At 73.8% G+C, this 22,290-nt stretch carries 21 protein-coding genes and 1 pseudogene; 14 read left to right on the top strand and 8 right to left on the bottom strand.

Annotation, left to right across the window (positions count from 1 at the left end; translation table 11 throughout):
• Window positions 1-160: 160 nt before the first annotated feature.
• Window positions 161-4,042 carry a polarized growth protein Scy gene (scy, locus tag VM636_RS09410; protein WP_030421392.1) on the bottom strand — a complete coding sequence of 1,294 codons (3,882 nt, stop codon included), beginning with the start codon at window positions 4,040-4,042 and terminating at the stop codon, window positions 161-163.
• Between the two features lie 233 nt (window positions 4,043-4,275).
• Complete coding sequence (gene mce, locus VM636_RS09405; protein ID WP_030421391.1) at window positions 4,276-4,716, bottom strand: methylmalonyl-CoA epimerase; 441 nt, start codon at window positions 4,714-4,716, stop codon at window positions 4,276-4,278.
• Between the two features lie 149 nt (window positions 4,717-4,865).
• Here mce and VM636_RS09400 point away from each other — a divergent pair, with 149 nt between their 5' ends.
• Both VM636_RS09400 and meaB read left to right on the top strand, forming a co-directional pair.
• Window positions 4,866-6,071: an acetyl-CoA C-acetyltransferase gene (locus tag VM636_RS09400; RefSeq protein WP_030421390.1), complete on the top strand. Its 1,206-nt coding sequence runs from the start codon at window positions 4,866-4,868 to the stop codon at window positions 6,069-6,071.
• A gap of 70 nt (window positions 6,072-6,141) precedes the next feature.
• Window positions 6,142-7,098, top strand: a complete 957-nt coding sequence (meaB, locus tag VM636_RS09395; protein WP_030421389.1) for a methylmalonyl Co-A mutase-associated GTPase MeaB — start codon at window positions 6,142-6,144, stop codon at window positions 7,096-7,098.
• Between the two features lie 129 nt (window positions 7,099-7,227).
• Here meaB and VM636_RS09390 read toward each other — a convergent pair whose 3' ends face one another.
• Window positions 7,228-7,845: a PepSY domain-containing protein gene (locus tag VM636_RS09390; RefSeq protein WP_030421388.1), complete on the bottom strand. Its 618-nt coding sequence runs from the start codon at window positions 7,843-7,845 to the stop codon at window positions 7,228-7,230.
• Window positions 7,846-7,959: 114 nt separating this feature from the next.
• Between VM636_RS09390 and VM636_RS09385 the strand changes: the two genes are divergently transcribed.
• Both VM636_RS09385 and VM636_RS09380 read left to right on the top strand, forming a co-directional pair.
• Window positions 7,960-8,679 (top strand): response regulator transcription factor, encoded by a 720-nt coding sequence (locus VM636_RS09385; protein ID WP_051821419.1) that lies wholly within the window; start codon window positions 7,960-7,962, stop codon window positions 8,677-8,679.
• On the top strand, window positions 8,676-10,166 hold the full coding sequence (locus VM636_RS09380) for a HAMP domain-containing sensor histidine kinase (RefSeq protein WP_053913596.1): 1,491 nt from the start codon (window positions 8,676-8,678) through the stop codon (window positions 10,164-10,166). The genes VM636_RS09385 and VM636_RS09380 overlap by 4 nt, the downstream gene beginning before the upstream one ends.
• Before the next feature lies 1 nt (window position 10,167).
• Here VM636_RS09380 and VM636_RS09375 read toward each other — a convergent pair whose 3' ends face one another.
• The 4 genes and pseudogenes from VM636_RS09375 to VM636_RS09360 form a co-directional block, all read right to left on the bottom strand.
• On the bottom strand, window positions 10,168-10,644 hold the full coding sequence (locus tag VM636_RS09375) for a MarR family transcriptional regulator (RefSeq protein ID WP_030421385.1): 477 nt from the start codon (window positions 10,642-10,644) through the stop codon (window positions 10,168-10,170).
• 100 nt (window positions 10,645-10,744) lie between these two features.
• Window positions 10,745-11,547 (bottom strand): annotated as a pseudogene (locus VM636_RS09370) (AIM24 family protein).
• Entirely contained in the window at window positions 11,544-12,194 is a 651-nt protein-coding gene (locus tag VM636_RS09365; protein ID WP_030421384.1) for an AIM24 family protein, read from the bottom strand. Before VM636_RS09365 ends, VM636_RS09370 begins: the two are co-directional and overlap by 4 nt.
• Window position 12,195: 1 nt before the next feature.
• Window positions 12,196-12,828, bottom strand: a complete 633-nt coding sequence (locus tag VM636_RS09360; protein ID WP_338486343.1) for an AIM24 family protein — start codon at window positions 12,826-12,828, stop codon at window positions 12,196-12,198.
• A gap of 176 nt (window positions 12,829-13,004) precedes the next feature.
• On the opposite strand from VM636_RS09360, the gene VM636_RS09355 reads away from it, so the two are divergent.
• From VM636_RS09355 to VM636_RS09330, 6 genes are all read left to right on the top strand, one after another.
• On the top strand, window positions 13,005-13,349 hold the full coding sequence (locus tag VM636_RS09355) for a DUF3817 domain-containing protein (RefSeq protein WP_030421382.1): 345 nt from the start codon (window positions 13,005-13,007) through the stop codon (window positions 13,347-13,349).
• The gene (locus tag VM636_RS09350) at window positions 13,346-13,639 is read left to right on the top strand and encodes an MTH1187 family thiamine-binding protein (protein ID WP_030421381.1); all 294 of its coding nucleotides are present in this window, start codon (window positions 13,346-13,348) and stop codon (window positions 13,637-13,639) included. Before VM636_RS09355 ends, VM636_RS09350 begins: the two co-directional genes overlap by 4 nt.
• Before the next feature lie 73 nt (window positions 13,640-13,712).
• Complete coding sequence (locus tag VM636_RS09345; protein WP_053913597.1) at window positions 13,713-14,222, top strand: MarR family transcriptional regulator; 510 nt, start codon at window positions 13,713-13,715, stop codon at window positions 14,220-14,222.
• Between the two features lie 80 nt (window positions 14,223-14,302).
• Window positions 14,303-14,776: a hypothetical protein gene (locus tag VM636_RS09340; RefSeq protein WP_338484269.1), complete on the top strand. Its 474-nt coding sequence runs from the start codon at window positions 14,303-14,305 to the stop codon at window positions 14,774-14,776.
• 89 nt (window positions 14,777-14,865) lie between these two features.
• The gene (locus VM636_RS09335; protein WP_030421378.1) at window positions 14,866-15,204 is read left to right on the top strand and encodes a DUF3817 domain-containing protein; all 339 of its coding nucleotides are present in this window, start codon (window positions 14,866-14,868) and stop codon (window positions 15,202-15,204) included.
• 87 nt (window positions 15,205-15,291) lie between these two features.
• Entirely contained in the window at window positions 15,292-16,992 is a 1,701-nt protein-coding gene (locus VM636_RS09330) for a methylmalonyl-CoA mutase family protein (RefSeq protein WP_338484268.1), read from the top strand.
• A 47-nt stretch (window positions 16,993-17,039) separates the two neighbouring features.
• Here the strand turns inward: VM636_RS09330 and VM636_RS09325 are convergent, their stop codons facing one another.
• The gene (locus VM636_RS09325) at window positions 17,040-17,654 is read right to left on the bottom strand and encodes a TetR/AcrR family transcriptional regulator (protein WP_053913599.1); all 615 of its coding nucleotides are present in this window, start codon (window positions 17,652-17,654) and stop codon (window positions 17,040-17,042) included.
• Window positions 17,655-17,902: 248 nt separating this feature from the next.
• Here VM636_RS09325 and VM636_RS09320 point away from each other — a divergent pair, with 248 nt between their 5' ends.
• The 4 genes from VM636_RS09320 (at window position 17,903) to VM636_RS09305 (ending at window position 22,255) form a co-directional block, all read left to right on the top strand.
• Window positions 17,903-18,880 (top strand): tetratricopeptide repeat protein, encoded by a 978-nt coding sequence (locus VM636_RS09320; RefSeq protein WP_199809407.1) that lies wholly within the window; start codon window positions 17,903-17,905, stop codon window positions 18,878-18,880.
• 637 nt (window positions 18,881-19,517) lie between these two features.
• Complete coding sequence (locus VM636_RS09315) at window positions 19,518-20,150, top strand: DUF6230 family protein (RefSeq protein WP_030421374.1); 633 nt, start codon at window positions 19,518-19,520, stop codon at window positions 20,148-20,150.
• A gap of 115 nt (window positions 20,151-20,265) precedes the next feature.
• Window positions 20,266-20,874 (top strand): DUF6114 domain-containing protein, encoded by a 609-nt coding sequence (locus VM636_RS09310; protein WP_030421373.1) that lies wholly within the window; start codon window positions 20,266-20,268, stop codon window positions 20,872-20,874.
• Window positions 20,864-22,255: a hypothetical protein gene (locus VM636_RS09305; RefSeq protein ID WP_338484267.1), complete on the top strand. Its 1,392-nt coding sequence runs from the start codon at window positions 20,864-20,866 to the stop codon at window positions 22,253-22,255. The genes VM636_RS09310 and VM636_RS09305 overlap by 11 nt, the downstream gene beginning before the upstream one ends.
• The last annotated feature ends 35 nt before the right edge of the window (window positions 22,256-22,290 follow it).

The raw sequence follows: 22,290 nt of genomic DNA, 5'->3' as shown, positions 1-22,290 counted from the left end.
GTGAGGTGATAGGGGGAATCCTAGGCGCCAATGCGGTGTGTCATCGAGCGGATGCACGTTTGATCTGGAGAATGACACCCCTTTTGGGTGGCGGACCCGCGCACGGCTTGCCAAGGTACGGGCCAAAGGTCACAAGAAGACACGTAACTGGCCCCCAAGGCTACCCGTCTGACGACTTGCCACCCGAACGTGGGGCCCCCACTGTCGCGCCCGCCTTGACCCCGTTGTCCTTGCCGCCCGTCGGGGCCTCGAAGGACTCCAGCGCCTCCAGCACGTCCTGGACCCGGGAGATCTCGGCGTTGATGTCCTCGCGGCGCCGCACCAGGATCTCCAGCTCCCGCCTGCCCTCCTCGACCGAGCGCCGGGCCTCGCGGATCGCCTCGGCCTTCAGCTCCTCGGCCTCCTTGATGAGCTTGGCCTTCTTCTGCTCGGCCTCCTTCAGCAGGCCCTCGGCCTTCTTGACCGCGGCGATGCGCACCTTGCCCGCCTCGGAGTTGGCCTCCGAGACGATCTCCTTCGACTTCGTCTGCGCCTTGGCGAGCTGCTCCTCGGCCGCCTTCACCAGCGCGTCGCAGCGGTCGCCCGCCGACTTCATGGTCTCGGCCGCCTCGCGGCGGGCCCGCTCGTGCAGCTCCTCGATCTCCGAGGTGAGCCGGTCGCGCAGCTCCTCCGCCCGCTCCCTTATGGCGGTGGCGTCCCGGCGCGCGCCGACCAGCAGCTCGTCCGCGTCGGTCCGGGCCTTCTCCACCCGGGCGTTGCCCTCCAGGGTCGCCTCGGACACGATCCGGTCGGCCTCGGTGCGGGCCGCGCCCACCATCGAGTCCGCCTGCGCCTCTGCGTCCACGGTCGTCTTCAGCGCCTGCTGCTGTGCCTCCGTCAGGAGCTTGTCCGCCTCCGAGGCGGTCTCGTTGATGAGGGTGTCGACCTGCTCGGCCGCCTCCGAACGCCGCTTGTTGGCGTCCTTGCGCGCCTCGTCGAGGGTCTGCCCGGCCTCCTCGCGGGCGGCGGCGGTGACCCGCTCGGCCTCCCGCTCCGCCTCGGCCCGCAGCCGCTCGGACTCGGTGCGCACCCGCTCGGCGTGCTGGCGCGCGGAACCGACCGTCTCGGCGGCCTCGGCCCGCAGCCGCTCCGCCTCGCCGGCCGCCTCCGACACCAGCCGCTCGGCCTCGGCCGCCGTCTCCGCGCGCAGCCGCTCGGCCTCGGCCGCCGTCTCGGTGCGCAGCCGCTCCGTCTCGGCGGCCGTCTCGGCCGTCAGCCGCTCGGCCTCCGACCGCGCCTCGGTGATCAGGGTGTCGGCCTGCGCCGCCGCGTCGGACCGGATGCGGTTGGCGTCCTCGCGAGCGTCCGCCCGGGTGCGGGAGGCGTTCTGCTCGGCCTCGGCGATGGCGTCGGACGCCTCGGTGCGCACCCGCTGGGCGTGCTCGGCGACGTCGGCGCGGACCCGGTCGGCCTCGGCGATCGCCTCGGTGACCGTCCGCTCGGCCAGCGCCGCCGCCGCCTCGCTCTCCTCGCGGGCCTCGCGGCGCAGCCGTGCGGCGTCCTCGCCGGCGCGCTCCCGCTCCGCGTAGGCGTCGGCGCGGACCCGGTCCGCCTCCTCGCCGGCCTCGCGGCGGGCGCGCTCCGCGGCGTGCTCGGCGGCGCTGCGCAGCCCGGCGATCTCCTCCTGGGCCTGCTCGTGCAGCCCGGCGACGGACTCCCGTACCTGCTGGGCGTGCTGCTCGGCGGCGGAGACCATCTCGGTCGCGCGCCGGTCGGCCTCCTCGACCAGCCGTACCGCCTCGGCCTGCGCCTCCTCGACCCGGGTCCGCGCGGAGGCGAGCAGTTCCTCGCTCTGCTCGCGGGCCCGCTCGCGCTCGCGGCCGGCCTCCTCACGGGCGGAGCCGAGCACCTCCTCGGCCTCGCGGCGGCGCCGGGCCGCCTCCTCCTGCGCGGCGGCCAGCGTCTCGGACGCCTCGGCGGCGAGGCGCTCGGCGGCGGTCTGCGCCTCGGCCCGGACCCGGTCCGCGCTCTCCTGCGCCTCCGTCTTCAGCCGCTCCGCCTCGCTCGCGGCCTCCGAACGCAGGCGTACGGCGACGGCCTCGCCCTCGGCGCGGGAGGCGGACGCGTCGGCGGCGGCCTCGGTGCGCAGCCGCTCGGCCTCGGTCTCGGCCTGCTGCTGGAGCGTACGGACGCGCTCCGCGGCATCGGCGCGCAGCCGCTCGCCCTCCTCGCCGGCCTCCCGGCGGATGCGCTCGGCCTCCTCGCGGGCCTCGGCCAGCGCCTGCTCGGCGGTGGCGAGCCGCTCCTCGGCCTCGGACTGGAGCCGCGTCAGCTCCTCGGCGGCCTCCTCCTGGCGGGCCCGCATGGCCCGCTCGGCTTCCTCGCGCAGTTCGCGGGCGGCCTTCTCGGCCTCCTCCTGGAGCGCCTCGGCCCGCTCGGCGGCCTCCGTGCGCTGGCGCTCGGTCTCGGCGCGGGTGCGCTCCAGCGTCTCCTCGGCCTGCCGGCGCAGGGCGGTGGCCCGCTCGATGGCCTCGGTGCGGACCTTCTCGCTGTCGGCGGTCGCGGACTGGCGCAGCTCGTCGGCGTCGGCCTTGGCCTTGGCGAGCAGTTCCTCCGCGGTCCGGGCGGCCTCCTCGATCTGCGCCACGGCCTCCTTGCGGGCCTCGGCGCGGATCTTCTCGCCCTCGGCGACCGCGTCGGCCCGCAACTGCTCGGCCTCGCCGCGCAGCCGGCGGGCCTCCTCCTGCAGCTCGACCGTCTTGGCGCGGTACTCCTTGGTGTCGTCCTTCGCCGCGCCCTTGAGCTGCGCGGCGATGTCGTGCGCCTCGGCCCGCAGCCGGTCGGCCTCCGCCTCGGCCTCGGCGCGGATGCGCTCGGCCTCCTCGGCGGCGGCCCGGGTGGTCCGCTTCGCCTCCTCCGACGCCTTGTCCAGCACCTCCTCGGCCGTCTTGGCGGCCTTGGAGAGCTGGGTCGCGGACTCCTCCGCGGTGAGCGCACGGGCCTTCTCGGCGGCCTCGGCGACGATCTTCTCGGCCTCGGCGCGGGCGTCCGCGACGAGCTGCTCGGCCTCGGCCTTGGTGCTCTCGGCGTCCTTCGTGGCCTCGCTGACCAGCCGGGCGACCTGTTCCTTGGCGGTGCGGGTGCGCTGCTCGTTGGCCGACTCGGCGCCGGCGAGGGCCTTGGCGGCGGACTCCTCGGCCTCGGCGACCAGCTTCTCGGCCTCGGCACGCGCCTTGCGCAGCGCCTCGTCGGCCTCGGTCATGCGCTGTTCGGCGGCCCGGCTCAGCTCCTGGGCCTGACGGCGGGCGGACTCCGACTCGGTCGCCGTGGAGGTGCGCAGCCGCTCGGCGTGGTCGGTGGCCTCCTGGGCCTGGCTGGAGGCGGCGTTCAGCAGGCGTTCGGCGTCCGCGCGGGCCCGGCGCAGGAGCTGTTCGGCCTCGGCGCGGGCGCTCTCCGCGTCGTTCTGGAGGCGCTGGCGGGCCTCGGCGGTCAGCCGCTCGGCCTCGGCGCGGGCGGCGGCCATGGCCTGCTCGGCCTCGGCGCGGGACTCGTCCAGCAGCCGCCGGGCCTGCTGCTCGGTGCGGGCGCGCAACTGCTCGGCCCAGGCCACGTTCTCGTTGACGTGCGACTCGACGGTCTGCCGGCGCTCGGCCAGCTCCTGGTCGAGCTGCTGGCGCCGGGTCACCGCCTCCTGGTGCAGTTCGGCCTGGAGCCGGGCGGCCTGCTCGGCGTGCTCCTGGAGGATGCGCTGCGTCTGCGCCCGGGCCTGGCTCAGCTCCCGCTCGGCGTCGGCGCGCAACTGGTCGGCCTGCATCTGCGCGTTGCGCATCAACTGCTCGGCCTGGTAGCCGAGATCGCCACCGTCGAAGGCGGGCCGGGACATGATGGTGCGCCGCGCCTCGTGCAGCTTGGCGCGCAGCACCTCGACCTGGTAGCCGAGGTCCTCGGCGTGCTGGATCGCCTTTTCCCGGTCGGTCTTCAGCCGCTTCATCTCGGCCTCGAACCGAGAGAGGTGGTCGACGTCAGCCGCCGGCTCTCGCTCCTGGCTCTCGTAGCCCCGCACTGCGCGGTCCCATCCGTCCCCTGGTCGCAAACAACTCCGAAAGAGCGCCGTCCGCCCGCCCGACGGTGCCCCCGGGGAATGGTGTCAGATCAACGGCGGAGCATGGGCTGCTGCCCCGTCGCCCGCCCCCCGAAACACGACCCCGGCGGTCCCGGCGCCGACGACGACAGGACCGGGTCACCCCGGACTGAGCGGCGACCGCACCCAACCCTACCGGCCCTTATGTACGGAGGTCAGTGCTCAGGTGACTCAACGGCCGCCGAAGTGACCAGTTCTGTCAGGACGCCGTGGCAGTCCTTCGGGTGCAGGAAGGTGATCCTCGACCCCATGGAACCCCGCCGGGGCTCGTCGTACAGAACGCGTACCCCGCGCTCCCGGATCTCCGCCGCGTCGGCGTCCACGTCCGCCGTGCCGAAGGCGATGTGGTGGACGCCCTCGCCGTTCTTCGCGAGCCACTTCGCGACGGTGGAGTCCTCGCGGACCGGTTCGAGGAGCTGGAGGTAGGTCGAACCGCCGTCCGACGTATCGTTGATCTTGAGCATGGCCTCGCGCACGCCCTGCTCCTCGTTGACCTCCGTGTGGAACACCTCGAAGCCGTAGGTGGCACGGTAGAAGGCGACGGTCGCGTCCAGGTCGTGGCAGGCGATTCCGATGTGGTCGATTCGCGTCAGCATGGTTTCAGTGCAGCGCTCCGGAGGTGGTTACGCAACGTGCGCGCGATCACACCGACGGCACGATGACGGGCGGGGTACCGCTCAGTACATTCGAGTAAACCCTCGTTCACTCCTCGGCCTGTGCGGGCCGGAAAAGGGGATCGCACCTCATGTCTTCTGCAACGAACGGCACGACCTCCGTCATCGTCGCGGGTGCCCGCACCCCGATGGGGCGGCTGCTCGGCTCGCTGAAGTCCTTCTCCGGGGCCGACCTCGGCGGCTTCGCCATCAAGGCAGCCCTGGACCGCGCGGGGATCGGCGGCGACCAGGTCCAGTACGTGATCATGGGGCAGGTGCTCCAGGCGGGCGCGGGCCAGATCCCCGCCCGGCAGGCCGCCGTGAAGGCCGGCATCCCCATGAACGTCCCGGCGCTCACCGTCAACAAGGTGTGCCTGTCCGGGCTCGACGCCATCGCCCTGGCCGACCAGCTCATTCGCGCCGGTGAATTCGACATCGTCGTCGCCGGCGGCCAGGAGTCCATGACCAACGCGCCCCACCTGCTGCCCAAGTCCCGCGAGGGCTTCAAGTACGGCGCCGTCGGGATGCTGGACGCGATGGCCCACGACGGCCTGACCGACCCCTTCGAGAGCATCGCCATGGGCGAGTCGACCGAGAAGCACAACACGCGGCTCGGCATCGCCCGCCCCGAGCAGGACGAGATCGCCGCGCTCTCCCACCAGCGGGCCGCCGCCGCCCAGAAGAACGGTCTCTTCGAGGCGGAGATCACCCCCGTCGAGGTGCCGCAGCGCAAGGGCGACCCGGTGCTGTTCAGCAAGGACGAGGGCATCCGCGGCGACACCACCGCCGAATCGCTGGGCCGGCTGCGCCCGGCCTTCGCCAAGGACGGCACGATCACCGCGGGTACCTCCTCGCAGATCTCCGACGGCGCGGCGGCCGTGGTCGTCATGAGCAAGGCCAAGGCCGAGGAACTGGGCCTGGCCTGGATCGCGGAGATCGGCGCCCACGGCAACGTCGCGGGTCCGGACAACTCTTTGCAGTCGCAGCCCTCCAACGCGATCCGCCACGCCCTCGACAAGGAGGGCCTCGACGTCGCGGACCTGGACCTCATCGAGATCAACGAGGCGTTCGCCGCGGTCGCCGTGCAGTCCATGAAGGATCTCGGCGTGTCCACCGAAAAGGTGAACGTCAACGGGGGCGCCATCGCCCTCGGCCACCCCATCGGCATGTCCGGCGCCCGGCTGGTGCTGCACCTGGCGCTGGAGCTGAAGCGGCGCGGCGGCGGGGTCGGCGCGGCGGCGCTGTGCGGCGGCGGCGGACAGGGCGACGCGCTGATCGTGCGCGTGCCGAAGTCCTGACCCGCGCCGTCCCCCTCGACCCGTCCCCCACGGACGTGACCCACCCCGCTCTCCACGGAACGGAGCTGTGATGCAGGACGTCTCCTCACTGGTCGCCCAGGCCAGGGAAGGCCGGCCCCGGGCCGTGGCCCGGCTGATCTCCCTGGTGGAGGGGGCGTCCGCCCAGCTCCGGGAGGTGATGGCGGCCCTCGCCCCGCTGACCGGCGGGGCCTACGTGGTCGGGCTGACCGGGTCGCCGGGCGTGGGCAAGTCGACGTCCACGTCGGCGCTGGTCACCGCCTACCGCAAGCAGGGCCGGCGGGTCGGCGTGCTCGCGGTCGACCCCTCCTCGCCGTTCTCGGGCGGGGCCCTGCTCGGCGACCGCGTGCGGATGTCCGAGCACGCCTCCGACCCGGGCGTCTACATCCGCTCCATGGCGACCCGCGGCCACCTCGGCGGGCTCGCCTGGGCGGCGCCGCAGGCCATCCGGGTGCTGGACGCGGCGGGCTGCGAGGTGATCCTCGTGGAGACGGTCGGCGTGGGGCAGTCGGAGGTGGACATCGCCTCCCAGGCGGACACCTCCGTCGTCCTGCTCGCCCCGGGCATGGGCGACGGCATCCAGGCCGCCAAGGCGGGCATCCTGGAGATCGGCGACGTGTACGTGGTCAACAAGGCCGACCGGGACGGCGCGGACGCGACGGCCCGGGAGCTGAACCACATGCTGGGCCTCGGCGAGGCCCGCGCGCCCGGCGACTGGCGCCCGCCCATCGTGAAGACGGTCGCCTCGCGCGCCGAGGGCGTCGACGAGGTCGTCGAGGCGCTGGAGAAGCACCGCGCCTGGATGGAGGAGCGCGGCGTGCTCGCCGAGCGGCGCCGGGTGCGGGCGGCCCGCGAGGTGGAGGCCATCGCGGTCACCGCCCTGCGCGAACGCATCGGCGACCTGCGCGGCGACAGCCGCCTGGACGCCCTCGCGGAGCGCATCGTCGCCGGGGAACTGGACCCGTACCGCGCCGCCGACGAACTGGTGGCGGGCCTCACGAAGAGCTGAGGGCCGAGGGCGCCGGGCCCCGGCCGGAGGCCGCCCGCCCGCCGGGGCACCGCACGCCGGGGCACCGCACGCCGGGGCACCGCCGGACGCGCGGCCCGCGGCGTCGCGGCGGTCCCGGCGCCCGCCGCGTCAGTCGTCGTCGCGGTCGTCGTCCGTGTGGTCGCGGGTCACCTCGCCCGTGCGGAGGTCGACGCGCCAGTCGCGGTCGTCGTGGCCCGGGGCGCGGGTCTCGACCTCCCAGGCGGGCACGCGGCCGTCCTCGTCCAGTTCGACCGAGGTCACCGTGCCCTCGCCGGCCGCCGCCCGCGCCGCGTCCGCCGCGTCCACCAGGGCGCCCTTCAGGGCGGCCCGCACCTCGGCCGTGTCGTCCTCGTGCTCCCGGTGCGAGCCGAGCACCCGGCCGTCCGCCGGGTCGACCAGGACGCGGCGCCAGTCCCCGCCGCCGGTCAGCACGTCGACCTCCCAGACCGGCCGCCCGCCCGCGTCGTCCTCGTCGTCCAGCTCGGCCGCGACGGCCGTGCCCGGCGTGTGGCGCAGCGCCGCGGCGACGGCCCCGGCCGCGTCCACCCGCCCGGAGCCGCCCCCGCGGTCCTCCGGCGCGCGGTCGGCGCTCCCCCGGGCGTCCGCGGCCCGCACCTCGGCCCGCCGCGCGGCGGACCCGTCGTCGCCGGTCGCCAGGGCCGTCGCGGCACCGCCTCCGATCACGACGGCGGCGGCCACGGCGGCGATCACGATGTTGCGCTTCATCCTGTTTCTCCCCGAGTCGGTCGGATTCCCGCGCTCTACTGTCCCCGGCCGACGCTGAGGGGAACCTGAAGCCTCCTGAAGAGTTCTTCAGGCCGGCTTTGCCACCCTCTACCCATGCGCCCACCCGTGAGCCCCCGCCATCCCGCCCCCGGCGTCCCGCGCCGCCCGCCGCGCCTCCTGATCGTCGAGGACGAGCGGCGCCTCGCCGTCTCCCTCGCCCGGGGCCTGACCGCCGAGGGGTACGCGGTGGACGTCGTCCACGACGGGCGCGAGGGGCTGCGCCGGGCCGCGGAGGGCGCGTACGACCTGGTGCTGCTCGACATCATGCTGCCCGGCCTCGACGGCTACCGGGTCTGCGCCGCCCTGCGCGCCGCCGGACACGGTGTGCCGATCCTCATGCTCACCGCCAAGGACGGCGAGTACGACGAGGCCGAGGGGCTCGACACCGGCGCCGACGACTACCTGACGAAGCCCTTCTCGTACGTCGTCCTGGTCGCCCGGGTGAAGGCGCTGCTGCGGCGCGGGGAGGCGTCCGGCGTCCGCGCGGTCCACGTCGTGGGCGGTCTGCGGGTCGACACCGCGGCCCGCCGCGTCCTCCTGGACGGCACCGAGGCCGCCCTCACCGCCAAGGAGTTCGCCGTCCTGGAGGAACTGGTGCTGCGCGCCGGGCAGGTGGTGTCCAAGGCGGAGATCCTGGAACAGGTCTGGGACTTCGCCTACGAGGGCGACCCCAACATCGTCGAGGTGTACGTCAGCGCCCTGCGCCGCAAGCTGCGCCCCGGGCTGATCCGCACGGTGCGCGGCGCCGGGTACCGGCTGGAGGCCGGGGGATGAGCCGGCTCCTCGGCTCGGTGCGGGCGCGGGCCACGCTCGGCGCCACCCTCGTGGTCGCGGTCGCCCTGTGCGCCGCCGGGGCCGCCGTGCTGCTCTCCCTGCGCACCAGCCTGCTCGGGGAGGCGGGCGTCCGGGCGGAGCGCACGGCGCGGGAGGTCGCCGCCGAACTGGCGGTCGGGACGGCGTACGACCGGCTGTCGCTGGACGCGGACGACCGGCCGGTGCAGGTCGTCGACGAGGACGGCCGGCTGGTCGCCGCCAGCGAGGACCTGGAGGCGGTCGAGGGCACCGGGGTCGCCGAGGTCCGCCCGCACCGGTCCGCGGGCGCCGGCGCCCGCGACGGCGCGTTCGGCGACCGCGACGACGACCGCGACGGCGACGACGATGACGACGACGATGACGACGATGACGATGACGACGACCGCGCCGCCGCCCGGCAGCCGCTCGCCCCCGGGGAGATCGGCACGCGCACCGGCGTCCGGGACGGCCGGGCGACCGTCGACGGGGACACGGAGGACTACCGGTTCGTCGCCGTGCCCGTCGAGACCGGGGACCGGGGCCGCCTCACCGTGCACGCCGGTGCCCCGCTCGCCGCGGCACGGGGCGCGGTGCGCACCGCGCTGACCGTCATGCTGATCGGCTTCCCGCTGCTGCTCGCCGTCGTCGCGGGCGTGACCTGGCTGGTCACCCGGCGCGCGCTGCGCCCGGTGGAGGGCATCCGCCGGGAGATGGCGGCGATCACCGCCTCGGCGGACCTGACCCGCCGGGTCCCCGTGCCCGTCACCCGCGACGAGGTGGCCCGGCTCGCCCTGACGACCAACGAGACCCTGGCCGCGCTGGAGACCTCGGTGGAGCGCCAGCGGCGTTTCGTCGCCGACGCCTCCCACGAACTGCGCAGCCCCATCGCCTCGCTCCGCACCCAGTTGGAGGTCGCCGCCGCGCACCCGGCGCTGCTCGACCTGGACGCGGCGGTGGAGGACACCGTACGGCTCCAGCGGCTCGCCGCCGACCTGCTGCTGCTCGCCCGGCTCGACGCGGGGGAGCGGCCCGCCGCAGTCCCCGTCGACCTCGCCGCCCTGGCCCGCGAGGAGGCCCGGGGCCGGACCGGGGTCACGGTGCGCGGCGAGGAGGCGGTGGCGGTGTCCGGCTCGCGCGGGCAGCTCGGGCGGGTGCTCGCCAACCTGCTCGACAACGCCGCCCGGCACGCCCGCACGGCGGTGGAGGTGTCGGTACGGCGGGAGGGCGGCGCGGCGGTGGTCGGCGTCGCCGACGACGGGGCGGGGGTGCCCGAGGCCGACCGGGAGCGGATCTTCGCGCGCTTCGTCCGGCTCGACGAGGCCCGCGGCCGGGACGAGGGCGGGGCCGGGCTGGGGCTGGCCATCGCCCGCGACGTGGCTCTCCGGCACGGGGGCACGCTCACCGTGGGGGACGCGCCGTCGGGCGGAGCCCTGTTCGAGCTCCGCCTGCCGCTCGGTCAGCCGGCTTGAGTCAGGGGCGTCCGCGCTGCCCGCGCAGGTGCTCCGCGATGGGCTTCAGCGCCTTGTCCAGCTCGGTCAGCGCCTCGGGGTCCAGCAGGTCGATGAAGTGCCTGCGGACCGAGGCGACGTGATGTGGGGCCACCTTCCGCATGGTCTCCCGGCCGTGCTCGGTGAGGACGGCGTACAGCCCCCGGCGGTCGGACTCGCAGTTCTCGCGGCGGACCAGGTTCGCGTTCTCCATGCGGGTGATCTGGTGCGAGAGGCGGCTCTTGGACTGGAGGGTGGCGGAGGCGAGGTCGCTCATCCGCATCCGGTCGTCCTCCGACTCGGAGAGGTTCACCAGGATCTCGTAGTCGTTCATCGTCAGGCCGAACGGCTGCAGATCCTTTTCGAGCTGGTACGTCAACAGCCTGTTGACCTCCAGGTGGGTGCGCCACGCACACTGCTCGGTGTCGGTCAGCCAGCGGGTGGCCGTCTCGGTCTCCATGAATGAAGTCTACCTAAAAGGTTGAATGACGAACTAGTGAGGTCGGTCCGTGACGCGGACGGTGCGCACGCGTTCGAGGTCACACTCCGCAGATTACCGCTCACGGCCCGCAGTGGCGGCGGTGCTCTCCCGGCTGTCCGGGAAGGCCCGGTACCCCGTCCCGCCCAGGCGGACGTGCCGGGGGTACCCCCTTCGAGTATGCCCCCGCTACTCCGGGGCGCCCCCCACGGGACGTTCCGGCACCAGTTCCTCGCTCGACTGCAGCAGGATCGTCCCGGCCCCCGTGAACTCCAGTTGGTGCTCCTCGCCGGAGGCCCCGCCGAGGCCCGTCAGCGCACGTAGACCGCCCAGTACGCCGCTGAGGTACCCGTGGTCGTAGTGGTGGCACGGAGAGGGGCAGTCGGCCCAGCCGACCAGTGCCCGCGGGTCCACCCGCAGCGGGGGTTCCATGAACACCACGGGGCCGTTCGAGGCGGCCACGAACCGCCCCGTTCCCAGCAGGGTCAGGAATCCCGGCACGATCGACTGTTTGAGCGTGAGACTTGGCTGAAAAGCGAGCAGGTTGCCGGAGCGAATGGTCAGGTTGCCCTCATCCAGGTCGTACGAGTTCACGTCGAAGGCCCGGTCGGCGAGGAGCATCTTGCCCGAGCCCTCGGCCACCACCCAGTCGCTCGCGTGCAGAGGCGAATGGAACGAACCCCGCACCAGGGGCTCCAGCGGGCCGTGCCCGATGCCGTTGAACGCCACCGTCCCGTAGTAGGCGATCATCTTGCCCTTCTGGAGGAACCACGGGTTCCCCTCGAGTTCCACACAGAAGGTGTACTCGTCGACGTTGTCGTCGCCCGGCAGGGTGACCGGGTCGTGGACGACCGGACCGGTGCCCGGGGTTCCGGGGACGCTCACAGCTTCTCCTCCGACGCCTGGACGTAGACCGTGCCGCTGCCCTCGAAGGCGAGCCGGAACGCCTCCCCGGAGCCGCGCCCCACCATGTCCCGCCAGCCCAGCGCGGCGGTCAGCCGGTCCCGGACGTCCCCGTGGTGGGCGACGTAGGCCCGCGGGTCCACGTGCACCGGCCGCCCCGGCACCACCGGGACCTCCAGGACGCCCCCGTGGGCCAGCACCGCGAGCGAGCCGTGCCCCGTGAGCGTCGTGGTGAACAGCCCCTGCCCGCCGACCTGGCCGCGGACCACGCCCCGCAGCCCGTCCCTCGAGCCGAGGAAGACCGTGCCCCGCTCCAGCGTCGCCTCGAAGACGAGGAGCCGGTCCGCCTCCACGCAGAGGGTGTCGCCGCAGAGGTGGATCACCTGCACGTGGTGGCCGCCGTGCCCGAAGAACACCGTGCCGCTGCCCTCGACCGCCATCAGCGGCACGTCCTCGTCGGCCAGCCGGCGCCCCACCACCGGCATCACCCGGTTCCCGCCGTCGCGCACCAGCGGGGTGAAGGACACCTCGCCCCGGTAGGCGAGCATCGCGCCGCGCCGGGCGAGCAGCCGCCGGCCGGGGGAGACGGCGGCCCGGATCATCCGCGGGTTGATCTCCTCGAAGGCCATCTCAGAGGTCCCCCGCGATCGTCCGCCGCTCGCTGGGCTGGACGTACACCAGACCGTCGCCCTCGAAGCGGATCTGGAACGCCTCCCCGCCGCCCTCGCCGAGGAAGGTGCGGTACGTCACGCCCGACTGGAAGGTCTGCCGCAGGTCCCCCTGGTGGGCGACGTAGGCGCCCGGGTCGACGGTGAGCGGGTACCGGTGGCTGACCCGCAGCACCACCGCAGGGCCGGCCGACAGGATCGCCGCCTGCCCGTGCCCCTCCAGGGTCGTGGTGAACAGTCCGTTGCCCTGCGCGGCCCCGCGCACCCCGGTGAAGTCGGTGCCGGTGCGCAGCCCCGCCTCGGCGGCGAGGAAGTTCTCCGACTCCACGCGGAGCCGGTCGCCGTGGAGCCGCACGAGGTTGATCTCGGCCGCGCGGTCGGCGAACCAGCACGTGCCCCGCCCGCGCACCTCCATCACGGTCATCCGCTCGCCGGTCAGGCGCCGGCCCACCACCCCCCGCAGCCCCTCGCCCCCGCCCGTCAGCCTCTTGAAGGTCATCTCCCCGTCGTACGCCACCATCGACCCGTTCTTCGCCTTCACGGCGTCCCCGGTCAGGTCGACGGCGAGCACCTTGCTGCCCTGCAGTCGGAACATCGCCACGGGGGCGACGGTATCCGCCGGACGGACACGCGGGGAATGCCGCCGGGCGACCCCCGGCGCCGGACGCGGCGGGGGTTTGCCACAATGGGGGAGCTTGTGCGCGCGTTCACAAAGCGTCGCCGCACCGGCGCACCCCCCGATCCGTCCCGTCTCTCCACCGAAGGTGACCCGTGGACCTCAAGACCGCCACCGCCCTCCGCCGACTCCGCCTGGTCTCGGGCCCCGAGGCGATCTCCTTCCTGCTGCTGCTCGTCTGCTCCGTGCTGAAGCGGACCACGGACTTCAACGCGGTGCCGGCCATGGGAATGATCCACGGCGTCCTCTTCGTGCTCTACGTCGTCTTCTGGGCCGACGCCTGGAACCGCGCCAAGTGGTCCCTGGGCACCGCCGGCCTGTACTTCGCCCTCTCCGTGCTGCCGGGCGGCGGCTTCTACGCCGAGCGCCGCCTCAAGCGCGAGGCCGAGAGCGCGGTCATCGCCTCCCGCGCCCGCCAGGAAGGGGTCGTCGGCGCATGATCGTCGCCTTCTCCGTGACGCCGCTGGGCGTCGGCGAGGACGTCGGCGAGTACGTGGCCGACGCGGTCCGGGTGGTGCGCGAGTCGGGGCTGCCGCACCGCACCGACGCGATGTTCACCTCCGTCGAGGGCGAGTGGGACGAGGTCATGGACGTCGTCCGGCGGGCCGTCGCCGCGGTCGAACGCCGGGCGCCGCGCGTCTCCCTCGTCCTCAAGGCGGACCTGCGCCCCGGGGTGACGGACGGCCTCACCTCGAAGGTCGAGACGGTCGAACGCCACCTCGCCGGATGACCGGCGCGGGCGCCGGTACCGAAAGGCGAGACGACAGGGCCCGGCATATGACCGGCCGGTAAGGTCTGGTGCCGTGCCGAAGCCGCTCAGTCTCTCCTTCGATCCGATCGCCCGCGCCGACGAACTGTGGAAGCAGCGCTGGGGCGGTGTCCCGTCCATGGCCGCGATCACCTCGATCATGCGGGCGCACCAGATCCTGCTGGCCGAGGTCGACGCCGTGGTCAAGCCGTACGGGCTGACCTTCGCGCGCTACGAGGCCCTGGTGCTGCTCACCTTCTCCAAATCGGGCGAGCTGCCGATGTCCAAGATCGGCGAACGGCTCATGGTGCACCCCACGTCCGTGACGAACACCGTGGACCGCCTGGTCCGCTCCGGCCTGGTGGCCAAGCGCCCCAACCCCAACGACGGCCGCGGCACCCTCGCCACCATCACCGACAGGGGCCGCGAGGTCGTCGAGTCCGCCACCCGCGACCTGATGGCCATGGACTTCGGCCTGAGCGCCTACGACGCCCAGGAGTGCACCGACATCTTCACCATGCTCCGCCCCCTGCGGGTGGCGGCGGGCGACTTCGAAGACGACTGACCACCGGCCGGCGCGCCCGTCGCAGGCCGCCGCCGGCGGCACCGCGGCGGCGTCGGCCGGTCCGTTCACAGGGGGACGCCATGCGCATGGGGATCACCGGGCATCGGGGGCTCGGTGGGGATGTGGAGCGGTGGGTGCGGGAGAGGCTCGGGGTGGCCGTGCGGGCGTGTGACGCCGCCGGGCTGGTCGGGGTCTCGTGCGTCGCGGACGGGCCCGACGCCTGGTTCGCCGAAGCCGTACTGGCGCACGGGGGCCGTCTGGAGGTGGTCATCCCGGCGGCCGGGTACCGCGCGGCTCTTCCGGAGTGGCACCACGCCACCTACGACGCCCTGCTGGAGCGGGCGTGCGAGGTGCACGGGACCGGCATGGAGGAGTCGACGTCCGAGGCGCACATGGCGGGCTCGGAGATCCTCGTGGGCCTGTCCGACGCGCTCCTCGCGGTGTGGGACGGCGAGCCCGCCCGGGGCTTCGGCGGCACCGCCGACGTGGTCGCGTACGCGGAGCGCAGTGGTGTGCCCGTACGGGTCCTGTGGCCGGAGGAGGCCACCCGCTGACCAGGGCCGCGAGCCCGGCCTGATCCAAACGAAAGACCCTGGCGCTCCCCGCCGTCGCGGGGGTTTTCCGGGAGGTTACGCTCGTGTCCATGAAGCGAAGCGTGTTGACCCGCTACCGGATCATGGCCTATGTGACCGGTGTCCTGCTCGTCGCGCTGACCATCGGCATGATCGGCAAGTACGCGCTCAAGATGGACGGCGCGGCCGACTTCACGCAGGTCGTCAGCATCGCCCACGGCTGGCTGTACGTCGTGTACCTGATCTTCGCGTTCGACCTCGGCTCCAAGCTGAAGTGGCCGGTCAAGAAGCAGATCTGGGTGCTGCTGGCCGGCACCGTGCCCACGGCCGCCTTCTTCGTGGAGCGCCGGATCACCCGCGAGCTGGACGCGGCTGCCGCCGCCGGGACGCCCGTGGCCGCCGAGGCGTAGCCCCGCCCGCTCCGGCACCGCCGCACGGAGCAGCGCGCGGCGGTGAGCGATCGCCCCCTGCCGGGACACCCCGGTAAATTCGGGTGTATGGACGCTGATGCCGTGGAGGAGGGCCGCCGCCGCTGGCAGGCCCGGTACGACGCCGCGCGCAAGCGGGAGGCGGACTTCGGCACGCTCTCCGGCGACCCGGTGGAGCCGGTCTACGGACCGCGGCCGGGGGACCGGTACCAGGGGTTCGAGCGGATCGGCTGGCCGGGGGAGTACCCCTTCACCCGGGGCCTGTACGCGACCGGGTACCGGGGGCGCACCTGGACCATCCGGCAGTTCGCCGGCTTCGGGAACGCGGCGCAGACCAACGAGCGGTACCGGACCATCCTGCGCAACGGCGGCGGCGGGCTCTCCGTCGCCTTCGACATGCCGACGCTGATGGGCCGCGACTCCGACGACCCGCGCTCGCTCGGCGAGGTCGGCCACTGCGGGGTCGCGGTCGACTCCGCCGCCGACATGGAGGTGCTGTTCGACGGCATCCCGCTCGGCGACGTCACCACGTCCATGACGATCAGCGGGCCCGCCGTCCCCGTCTTCTGCATGTACCTCGTCGCCGCCGAACGCCAGGGCGTCGACCCCGCCGTGCTCGACGGCACCCTCCAGACGGACATCTTCAAGGAGTACATCGCCCAGAAGGAGTGGCTCTTCCCGCCCGAGCCCCACCTGCGGCTCATCGGCGACCTCATGGAGTACTGCACGGAGGGCATCCCCGCCTACAAGCCGCTCTCCGTCTCCGGCTACCACATCCGCGAGGCCGGGGCGACGGCCGCGCAGGAGCTGGCGTACACCCTCGCGGACGGCTTCGGGTACGTGGAGCTGGGACTCAGCCGCGGACTGGACGTGGACGTCTTCGCACCGGGCCTGTCCTTCTTCTTCGACGCGCACGTCGACTTCTTCGAGGAGATCGCCAAGTTCCGCGCCGCCCGCCGCGTCTGGGCCCGCTGGATGCGCGACACCTACGGCGCGCGCGGGGAGCGGGCTCAGCGGCTGCGCTTCCACACCCAGACCGCCGGCGTCTCGCTCACCGCCCAGCAGCCGTACAACAACGTGGTGCGCACCGCCGTGGAGGCGCTGGCCGCGGTCCTCGGCGGCACCAACTCCCTGCACACCAACGCCCTGGACGAGACGCTGGCGCTCCCCGGCGAGCAGGCCGCCGAGATCGCCCTGCGCACCCAGCAGGTGCTGATGGAGGAGACCGGCGTCGCCAACGTCGCCGACCCGCTCGGCGGCTCCTGGTACGTCGAGCGGCTCACGGACCGGATCGAGGCCGACGCCGAGCGGATCTTCGAACGGATCCTGGAACTCGGCAGGCGGGCCCGCCCCGACGGACGGCACCCCGTCGGCCCCGTCACCTCCGGCATCCTGCGCGGCATCGAGGAGGGCTGGTTCACCGGCGAGATCGCCGAGTCCGCCTTCCGCCACCAGCGGGCCCTGGAGAAGGGCGAGCGGAAGGTCGTCGGCGTCAACGTCCACACCGGGTCCGTCACCGGCGACCTGGAGATCCTCCGGGTCGGCCACGAGGTCGAGCGCGAGCAGGTGCGCGCGCTCGGCGCCCGCCGCGCCGCCCGCGACGACCGGTCCGTACGGGGCGCCCTAAACGCCCTGACCGGCGCCGTCCGCTCCGGCGCGCACACGATCGGGCCGATGCTCGACGCGGCCCGCGCGGAGGCGACCCTCGGGGAGATCTGCGGGGTGCTGCGCGCGGAGTGGGGCGAGTACACCGAGCCCCCGGTCTTCTGACGGGCCGCCGGCGAGGCGCGCGGGCCGCCCGTCGCCGGCCCCCCGCCTCACGCCTCCCGCAGCCCCCGGATCAGCAGGCGGGTGAAGCCGCGTATCCACGTCTCGTCGGCCGGCTCCCCGCTGACCAGGGTGCGGTGCACCACGGCGCCCGCCACCACGTCGAAGACCAGGTCGGCGGTGCGGCCCGCCTCGGCCGGATCGGTCTGCGGCGGCAGTTCGCCGCGCGCCCGCGCGCGGGCCTTGCCCTCCACCACCAGCCGTTTCTGCCGCTCCACGATGGAGGCCCGGATGCGTTCGCGCAGCGCCTCGTCCCGGGTCGACTCGGCCACCACCGCCATCAGCCCGCTCCGCGCCTCCGGCCGGGCCAGGATCTCCGCGAACTGCCAGACGACGCCCTCGACGTCGGCGGCGAGGCTGCCCCGGTCGGGCAGCCGCAGTTCGTCGAAGAGTTCGGCGACCGCGTCCACGACCAGCTCGTTCTTGCCCGACCAGCGGCGGTAGAGCGTCGTCTTGGCGACCCCGGCGCGCGCCGCCACGTCCCCCAGGGTCAGCTTCGACCAGCCCAGATCCACCAGGGCCGCCCGGGTCGCGGCCAGGATCGCGGCGTCGGCCGCGGCACTGCGCGGACGCCCGGCGCTCCTCCCGCGCGTGCTGCTCTGCATCCACGGACCATATCCGGCCGTTCCCGGGCCGCCCGTGAGGGAGATCACCGGGGCCGGCCGCCACGGCGGCCCGCTGTGCCATTACGCTACGGGTCGTAGCGAAAGCGCGGGCGTGCCCGTGCCCGAGCGACGACCACCGGCGCGGGTGGGGACCCGGCGCCACACGGCGCACCGCCGAACGGCACACATCCGGGCGGCCTTTCACGCCGCTTTTCACACCTGCGCGGGGGACGGGGGAGGATGGACCCATGCAGCCACGGAACATGTCCATGAGCGGGGTCGTCGACCTCGCCGCGGTGAAGGCGGCCCAGGAGGCCAAGGCGAAGGCGGAGCAGGCGCGCGCGGAGGCGGCCCGGCACGGCGGCCCGGGGGCCGTCTCCCCGGCCGACCTCGTCATCGACGTCGACGAGGCGGGCTTCGAGGCCGACGTCCTGCAGCGGTCCACCGAGGTCCCGGTCGTCATCGACTTCTGGGCCGAGTGGTGCGAGCCCTGCAAGCAGCTCAGCCCGGTCCTGGAACGCCTCGCCGTCGAGTACGCCGGCCGCTTCCTCCTCGCCAAGATCGACGTCGACGCCAACCAGATGCTGATGCAGCAGTTCGGCGTCCAGGGCATCCCGGCGGTGTTCGCGGTGGTCGCCGGACAGGCGCTGCCGCTCTTCCAGGGCGCCGCCGGCGAGGCCCAGATCCGCCAGACCCTGGACCAGTTGGTGCAGGTCGCCGAGGAGCGCTTCGGCCTGACCGGTCTGGTCGTCGACCCCGAGGCGGAGCCGGGCGCCGCGCGCCCCGCCGCCCCCGAGCGCCCCGCCGGACCGCACGACGCCGCGCTGGAGGCCGCCGTCCGCGCGCTGGACGCGGGCGATCTGGCCGGCGCCGTCCAGGCGTACAAGAACGTACTGGCCGAGGAGCCGGCCAACACCGAGGCCAAGCTCGGCCTCGCCCAGGCGGAACTGCTCCAGAGGGTGCAGGACGCCGATCCGCAGCGGGTGCGCCAGGAGGCCGCCGAGCGTCCGGGCGACGCCCAGGCGCAGATCGCCGCGGCCGACCTGGACCTGGTCGGCGGTCACGTCGAGGACGCCTTCTCGCGCCTCGTCGACACCGTGCGGGTGACCGCCGGGGAGGACCGGGACGCGGTGCGGCTGCGGCTGCTGGAGCTGTTCGAGGTCGTCGGCGCCGACGACCCCCGGGTGGCCGCGGCGCGCAGGGCGCTCGCCCGCGCGCTGTACTGAGGACCGGACGGGCCCCGGCCGGTCGCCGACCGGAGGGGCCCGTGGGAAACAGCCGTCGAAGAGACGGCGATGCGGCCGCGGTTTGCCAAATCTTGGCAATCGCGGCCGCTGTTACTGTCGGTAAGTCGGGCTCGTCGGTCTGTCGGGGTCCGTCCGGTTAGGCGCCTCTTTGTTCCGGCCCCGTGAGGCACCCAGCGTCGCCGTCCGGCGGCGGCGTGTCGTGTTGCGGACAGATGGCCGTTACCAGCGAGTAACGAACCCCCTTGTGCGGGCGGCGAGAATGCACCACGATCGGCGACGCTCGGTCCATTCCCCGCAGCCCGAGAGCCAGTCGGGTCGCGGGGCTCCCTGGGTCCCCACCGAGCGGTTCCGGCGGCAGGTGCGCCGGTTCCTGGGCAGGGGGGTCTTCGCCCACCCGGTGAAGCCTGCCCAGCAGGGTTGTGCGTGATGTGCGTCAGGCGCGACCAGTGGTTGTCGCTCGGGGGTGAACGCCGGTGATTCGGGCGCGTTGTCGCGTGCCGCCGAGCGCGGGCGCTCTCCTTCCCGAGGACGTAGCACTTCTCCCATCCCTGCCCGGCCGAGCCGCCGAACCGGGGCGAGCCGAGGCCAGGGGATGTACGTCCGAGAAGGAGGAAATATGGAGTCCCAGGTGCGTGGCGGGACCAGATGGAAGCGGTTCGCCGTGGTCATGGTGCCCAGCGTGGCCGCCACGGCCGCGATAGGCGTCGCGCTGGCACAGGGCGCGCTCGCCGCCTCGTTCAGCGTCTCCGGCCAGTCGTTCAAGGTGACGGCGGACCGGCTCGAGGGCACGGGCTTCTCCCAGTACGGCGCCATCGACTCGGGTTACACGCTGGACGGCAAGCAGACGGCTCACCCCGTCGCCGTCTCGGCGTTCCAGTCGGCGACGATCAAGGGCATGTGCCAGTCCGTGGTCACCCCGGACATCCCGCTGCTCGGCTCGGTCAGCCTCATGCTGACGGCCGGCGGGGGCAAGAACCCGGTCGAGGCCAAGAACCTGTACATCGACGTCGAGGACCTGCAGGCCGACGCCACCTTCCACGGCATCGACATCGGTGTCGCCGCGAAGGACGCGAACAAGGGTCCCGGCATCAAGAAGGGCGACACCGCGAACCCGTACGGATTCGCGCAGCAGGCCGACTCGGCCACGCTGACCGACGTGAAGCAGACGGCGTGGGCGACCACCGCCGGAACCTTCAAGCTCAGCGGACTGAAGATGTCCCTGTCCACGGGTGTCAAGGAGTGCTACTAGGCACTCGCTGACGGGCGGGGGAGCCGAGGCGCCCCCGCCCGTCACCTCTCCGGCCGCGCCCTGGCGCGCGGCCGTCTCTCCACCAGAGCAACGCCGTACCAGGGAGCTGTTTTCCATGAGCGCCGAGACCCCTGCCGCCTCAGGCCAGTTCGTCCGCCGAAGGCAGCAGTTCCGCGTCTGGCGAGGCACGCGGCCGTTCTGGGCCGGACTGTTCGTCGCGCTCGCCGGACTCCCCATCGCCTACTTCCCCTACGCCCACCTCCAGATCGGCCATCTGACACTGGCGATGGCCACCACGGCGGGCGCGGGGTCCCTGATCATCGGCGTGCTGCTGATCGTCCTGGGCATCAGCCTCTGGTTCCAGAAGCACGTCCAGGTCTTCGCGGGCGTGGCGGCGATCCTGCTGGCACTCGTCTCCCTCCCCGTCTCCAACCTCGGCGGCTTCCTCATCGGCTTCCTGCTGGCGCTCATCGGCGGGGCGATGGCCGTCTCGTGGGCGCCGGGCACGCCGTCCGGGGACCCGGGCCGGGAGGGCGTGGCGGCCGGGCGCGCCCCGCGGGAGGAGGCGCCGGCGGCGCCCGCCGCCGCGAAGGCCCCGGAGCCGCTGCCGGAGGACGGGACGGGAGACGGGGCTCCCTCGCCGGCCGCCGAGGCGCCGCAGGACAACGATCTGTCAGGAACGAGCCCGGCCAACGGGGCGAACGGGAGGCACAGTGCCGGCTGACGAGGAGACCCGCGGGACTGACGCGGGCACGTCCCGTGCGAGAAACGGGCCGCGCCACGCGGCACCCAGAAAGCCGCTGTTCACCAGGTTCCACATGCCGGCCGGGAAGGCGATAGCCCTGGCGGCGATGCCCACCGCGGTCCTCATGGGCATGGGGTTCACGCCCACGCTGGCGCTCGCCGACGGCAACGACGCGAACCCGGCGGCCAAGAGCCTGACCGCCGACGAGTACAAGGAGTGCGTGGCCGCCCTGGAGGGGGCGGAGCAGGACGGCACCCCGTCCCCGACGCCCTCCGCGACCGGCGCGGCGGACCGGGAGGACGAGGCCGGGGACGGCGGTGACGGCGGACCGCGGGACGGGGCCGCAGACCAGGGAGCGCAGGGCGGCACGGGCGCCGACGGCGCCGGCAAGGACACGGGCACGGGCGGGAGTTCGCCCTCTTCGCCGGATTCAGGTTCCGGCGACGAGGCGGGCTCCGCGCCCGGCGCCCCGCAGGCCGGGGGGCAGGAGAAGGCGGGCGGCGCCGAGACGTCCCCGGCTGCCCCGGCGCCCTCCGCCTCGGAGAGCGGCGGCGGGCTGCTGACGGACATCGGCGACGCGCTGGAGGACTTCTTCACCGGCGGTGCCAAGGCCGGCGAGACCCCGGCCCCCGGCGCCTCGGCCTCCGGCGGCCCCGCCCAGGACGCCTCCGCCCCGGCGAAGGACACGGCGAAGGACACGGGGAAGGCCACGGGCGAGGACGCCGGCGCGGACGGCGGCGCGGAGAGCGGCAAGGACCCGGCCGGGAAGACCGGCGGCGGGCCCACCGCCCCCGCGCAGGACCCCGCCGCCGAGGAGCCGGCCGAGGAGGCCACCCCCTCGCCGACCCCGACCCCCAGCGCCACCGAGACCCCGGGCAAGGACCTCGACGACTGCCCGGTCGCCACCGACGCGCGGGGCGGCGTCGACAACACCGTCCCGCTGCCGGACGACCCGTGGTACCTCAACGCCAGCTCCCTGCTGCTGAAGGGAGCCTCCTACGAGGGCATCGTCGAGGTGCGCACCGCCAACGGCACCACCAAGAAGGTGCTCAAGTACGTGATCTCCCAGGGCACCGACATCGGCGACCTGCACCAGACCGTCAAGGACGACCAGTCCGGCCGCACCTACCACGTGCAGGCGGCCAAGGGCTCGACGTCCACGATCCGCGACGGCCGCACGGTGATGTACACGGAGCGCATCTCGGGCAACCTGCTCGGGCTGATCCCGGTCACCTTCGACCCGGAGCACCCGCCCCCGCTGGACATCCCGCTGATCTACTTCACCAAGGTGACGGTCGTCCAGGCCGGCCAGTTCGGCGGCACGCTGCACATCCCCGGGCTGCACCAGTACACGAGCTGAGCGGGCACCCCGCGTACGGCCGGAGGGCGCCCCCC

The sequence above is a fragment of the Streptomyces sp. SCSIO 75703 genome (assembly GCF_036607905.1).
Lineage (GTDB): Bacteria > Actinomycetota > Actinomycetes > Streptomycetales > Streptomycetaceae > Streptomyces.
This window is presented reverse-complemented; position numbering and strand designations above follow the sequence as displayed.